The following is a 4,141-nucleotide window of genomic DNA, read 5'->3' on the forward strand; positions in this document are numbered from 1 at the left end:
TATCTGTTTAAAAAATATTAAGGATTTAACCCAATTTCTATCATATACAAAACAACATGTATCAAAAACGACATTTAATGAAACAAAACGTCCCATTTAATCACATATATGAAAAATTGCTTTTTATTCACACCATCCTTCACAGGAGTTTAAAAATTATTACATAATTACGTTATTTAATTCATATTTGTGACAAAAAGGTTAATATATTATGATATTATATTATAATAAGTGAGTTAACATGACTAAATTACTAGTTTTGGGTGGAAGATTTGCAGGGTTAACAGCTGCTTATACCGCAAAGAGGCTTTTAGGAGATAAAATAGATGTTACATTGATAAATAACACACCATATGCGGCCTTCAGGCCCGGGATGCCACATGTGGCCATAGGTGTATCAACAGCTGAAGAGCTTGAGGTTGATCTGGCAACAGCATTACCGGCAAAGGGAATTAAATTCATACTTGGTACGGTTACAAAAATTGATGCTAAAAAGAATAAGGTAGAATATGAACTTCCAAGCAAGGAAAAGAAGGAAGCATCCTATGATTACCTTGTTGTTGCCTTTGGAGCAAAGCTTGGAATAGAACACATCAAGGGCTGGGAAGAATATGGAAACAGCGTATGTGAGCCACAGTATGCAACAGCATTACATGAGAAGCTTGAAAACTGGAAGGGAGGAAACATAGCAATTGGATCCGGAGTATTTTATCAGGGCACATTAACACCAAGGGGTAAGTATCCAAAGAACTGGGCATCAGTGGCAGACTCAGCATGTGAGGGCCCAATATTTGAGCTCTCCTTAATGGTTCCGGCATTCCTTAAAAAGAAGGGACTTTTAGACAAAACACACATAACAATATTCTCACCGGGAGAGGAGATACTTACAGATATAGCAAAGGAATCAAGGAGCGTCGTAAAAAGCCTATTTGCCCAGGCTGGATTTGATATGGTATGGAACTTCAAGTTAAAGGAAATTAAGAAGGATGAAATAGTGGATGAGAGCGGAAAGACAATAAAAGCCGATCTTGCAATAATACTGCCACCATATGAAAAGAACGACGCCGTTGCAAACTCAACACCTGATTTATTTGATGACGGCGGGTTCATACCAACCGATGAGCACATGAGGTCAGTAACATACCCCAATGTATATGCATGTGGTGATGCAAACCAGGTCACAGTTCCCAAGCTGGGATTCCTTGCAGTGCAGACATCCAGGATTGCAATGGAAGATCTTGCAAACAGGCTTGGTGTGCCAACAAAGCAGGAGGAATATGCACCTGAGGTGGTATGTATAGCAGATAACCCGCTGGAGGGCTTTGCCATAGCAGTAAATGATACAACATTCTATGGCGGGGATGAAAAGATAGCACAGCCCTCACCCACAAACCATATAAAGAAGGAATTATTTACCAAATACTTTATGTGGACAAATGGAGATATGGCATTGGATAAATATCTCGCAAGCTGGTGATAAGACATGATGACTGAGGATGAGCAGCTGGAAAAATTGATGAAACCAGAATATATATCCAGCCTGACAAGGCTGATAGAGCTGGTTAAAAAACTGGACAACATGGGTTTCCTGGATGTTATATCCGGAATACTCAGCGATGAAGATACAATGAAAACAATCTTTGGCCTTATAACCAGCGATGATGTTCTATCATTGACAACAAAATCTGATTCAATAATGGCAATGTTAAAGATCATTTCAGAACAGAAAAACATTAAGGCACTTTCAAACCTGCTTGAAATCATCACTGTAATGCAGGGCAAGGGATTATTAGACCCGATTATGGGCATACTGAATGACGATGAATCAATGGGTGCAGTTATGGGATTAATATCAAACGACTTCACAATGAATTTAATAATGAACAATAAATTAATATTAAACTCCCTTGGAACACTTGACCTCAGCGTAACACCACACTATGTAAATATGATAAAGGCAATAGAAAACGCAATTAAGAATGAAACTGTAACACCTGTTGGTGGCATGATGGGAACACTGCATGCCATGAAGGACGAGGATACCCAGAAGGGTCTTGGAATTGTGTTCTCAATTCTCAAAAGTTTGGGTAAAACCTGCTCTAACGAGTTTAACTGCGCCAAAAAATAACTTTAATTTTTTTTAAATTTGTTTATATATTTATTCTACAATTCAAATTTCTTATATATTTTAAAAATATTATGTTTTATAGCTCCGTGGTGTAGCGGCCAAGCATACCGGACTTTGGATCCGATGACGGCAGTTCAAATCTGCCCGGAGCTGTTTATGATAAGGGTTATCGGAAGAAATAAAATTGAGGAAAGTATTTCATCACCATGCGTTGTAAGGGAACTTTATAGTATGTTTAAAATAAATCCGGATGAGTATGTTGTTCTTGTAAATGGGGATCCGGTAACTGACGATGAAATTATAAAGCCAGACGATAACGTTGTTTTGCTTGAGGTTTTTTCTGGTGGATAAGTTAATCAAAGAAAATATTTTTTTTATAAAACTTTTTAAGAACATCATACTGTGTATTTTTATCCACGTCAATTACATGTATTTTATTTTTTAATGGATTTAAATGCCGGCCTATATCAATTTTTTTCAACTCTGTTTCAAAAATTTTTGAAAAATCGGTATTCTCATTTTTTATATCGACATATAGCCTGTTTCCATTAATATATGGGCCCCTTAGAAGGCGGTCATTATTCATCCATATTTTAATAAACTTTATAACCTCATTAGAATCAGCAGGAGGACCTGAATGTATAAGCATATCAGGAGGTTTTTCCCTCTCATATTCAATTAATATCTCTATTTTATTATTAACAAGGATCTCTGATGATACAGGCCTGTATCCATATTTGTCAAATATTCCAAAAAGTTTATTCTTAAATCTAACTGCCTGTGGATATATTATATCATCAATAACATCAGGTCTTTCCATGGTAAAAATTTTCATATATGTGCCGCGATCCTTTATGTTATTGTTATTTAAACTGCCTAATGGTAAATTCTCTGGAGTTTCAAGATAAAGTTTTGAAGCAATCTCCATACGTGCCAGATTTTCCAGGCTTACAGCTGCAGCGGCGTTCCTTGTTGTATCAACAGGGTCTATTATTATAACCGGTTCAGGGAATTTTTTTTCAAGCGATTTATCATCAGGAATTAAAAATCTGCCCTTATTTTCTGCAAATTTTTTTAAAACATTTATAAACGATCCAAGATTAATAACCATTATTTCACATAAATATCCTGAGAAACCCGATTTTGAAATTTCTGAACCATATACATTAACCTGCTTCATAAAAATTTTTAATTTTCTTATGTCATTCCTTATGTTTTCATTTGAATTTTCATTTACAAACTTTGTGTGCAGTGGTGTTCTATCAACAGTGGATTCTATTCTTTCTCCTGGGTTCATCTTATATGCAGGAACAATATCCACCTTTATATTATCAATATGCCCTGATACATATGGGTGTTCAGCATATTTTTCAATTCCATCCTGAAGAATTTTATGGCCCAGTTTAAGGCCGGTATTCTCCATGAATTCCTTATCATATTTCTTGTTAAAAAGTATGAAAATGTCTATATCACTGCACTTTAAATTTGTATCCTTGGATACAGATCCAACCTCCACAGCCTCTGCATCAATTTTTAATTTACTGCACTCATCATTTAAACTTTTAATTATATTACTGGCTACCAATTTAAGTTTTTTATTTTCCTCGTCTGAGGGACTGTACTGATCAAGCAATTTTTTTAAATCCAGCATATCTAGTTCTGAAGATCAATAATGGCCTGTGCAGGTTCTCCATCAGCCTTTTTTAAAGCCTCAATTGCCTTTTCCCTTGAAACCTTGGCCTGTTCCATAACAAGTTTTATATCATCCTCGTTAAATCCCTGACTTTCAGTTTTTGTTTTTTCAACCTCCTTCATCGTGCCAAGAACCTGAAATGTTCTCTGGCCCTGGGCCTCTATCATTGTAACCCTTGCATTCTCAATTACATAATCCTTATCTGTTCCTCTAAAAACAACCTCCTTTACGTCATTCATTTCCGTGGATTTTATTCCCATTTGGGACATCATCCTTTTAAGCTCTCTTGGGTTCATAAATATTAAATAATAATTACTTTA

At 35.8% G+C, this 4,141-nt stretch carries 5 protein-coding genes and 1 tRNA gene; 4 read left to right on the forward strand and 2 right to left on the reverse strand.

Annotated features, from left to right (window positions below; genetic code table 11):
* Positions 1-241: 241 nt before the first annotated feature.
* The 4 genes from AOG55_RS02785 to AOG55_RS02800 all read left to right on the forward strand — a co-directional run bounded on the left by AOG55_RS02785 (position 242) and on the right by AOG55_RS02800 (position 2,479).
* The gene (locus tag AOG55_RS02785; RefSeq protein WP_054963864.1) at positions 242-1,477 is read left to right on the forward strand and encodes an NAD(P)/FAD-dependent oxidoreductase; all 1,236 of its coding nucleotides are present in this window, start codon (positions 242-244) and stop codon (positions 1,475-1,477) included.
* Positions 1,478-1,483: 6 nt separating this feature from the next.
* Complete coding sequence (locus AOG55_RS02790) at positions 1,484-2,128, forward strand: DUF1641 domain-containing protein (protein ID WP_048102068.1); 645 nt, start codon at positions 1,484-1,486, stop codon at positions 2,126-2,128.
* A gap of 80 nt (positions 2,129-2,208) precedes the next feature.
* A tRNA-Gln gene (locus AOG55_RS02795) sits at positions 2,209-2,281 on the forward strand.
* Between the two features lie 3 nt (positions 2,282-2,284).
* Positions 2,285-2,479, forward strand: a complete 195-nt coding sequence (locus AOG55_RS02800) for a MoaD/ThiS family protein (protein WP_055032412.1) — start codon at positions 2,285-2,287, stop codon at positions 2,477-2,479.
* Between the two features lies 1 nt (position 2,480).
* Here AOG55_RS02800 and cca read toward each other — a convergent pair whose 3' ends face one another.
* Both cca and AOG55_RS02810 read right to left on the reverse strand, forming a co-directional pair.
* The gene (gene cca / locus AOG55_RS02805; protein WP_048102070.1) at positions 2,481-3,779 is read right to left on the reverse strand and encodes a CCA tRNA nucleotidyltransferase; all 1,299 of its coding nucleotides are present in this window, start codon (positions 3,777-3,779) and stop codon (positions 2,481-2,483) included.
* 2 nt (positions 3,780-3,781) lie between these two features.
* Complete coding sequence (locus AOG55_RS02810) at positions 3,782-4,117, reverse strand: nascent polypeptide-associated complex protein (protein ID WP_048102071.1); 336 nt, start codon at positions 4,115-4,117, stop codon at positions 3,782-3,784.
* Between the last annotated feature and the right edge of the window lie 24 nt (positions 4,118-4,141).

It is taken from the genome of Acidiplasma cupricumulans (assembly GCF_001402935.1).
Classification (GTDB): domain Archaea; phylum Thermoplasmatota; class Thermoplasmata; order Thermoplasmatales; family Thermoplasmataceae; genus Acidiplasma; species Acidiplasma aeolicum.